Below are 438 nucleotides of genomic sequence, written 5' to 3'. Positions count from 1 at the left end.
GAAAAGGAATCTTTATTATGAAAACAAATCTTAAAAAATTACTTTACTCTGGTGTTACTCTTATGAGTCTTGGTGTCTTAGCAGCATGTTCATCTACTTCAAGTTCAACGACGACTTCAAGCTCAGCAGCAACTAGTCAGACAAGTGTAGCGACAACTTCAAATAATAGCACTTCATCAGATTCGAGCTCGTCATCTATTGACTGGTCAGCCCTTCCAACGACAGAAGTGACGCTTTCAAATGATGGCTTGAAAATTACTGAGGGAGGAACCTATATTTTGACTGGTTCAACAACAGCTGGTGTAACGGTTGAAACAGATGCCAATGTTCGCATCATTCTAGCAGGTGCTGAGATTTCAAGTTCAGAAACTGCAGCAATCAATGTTATTAATGCTGATAATGTTGAATTGGAAATCAAAGATGGTACGACGAATACAG

1 protein-coding gene is annotated in these 438 nt (G+C 39.0%); it reads left to right on the top strand.

The genetic code is table 11. From position 1 onward, the window contains the following. Window positions 1–17 precede the first annotated feature (17 nt). On the top strand, window positions 18–438 hold a 421-nt coding region (locus C1E99_RS14425), incomplete at its 3' end, for a carbohydrate-binding domain-containing protein (RefSeq protein ID WP_153060300.1).

The organism is Streptococcus suis (assembly GCF_002964045.1).
Taxonomy (GTDB): domain Bacteria; phylum Bacillota; class Bacilli; order Lactobacillales; family Streptococcaceae; genus Streptococcus; species Streptococcus suis_U.
Note: the sequence above shows the minus strand (reverse complement) of the source record. Positions and strands in the feature narration are given on the sequence as shown.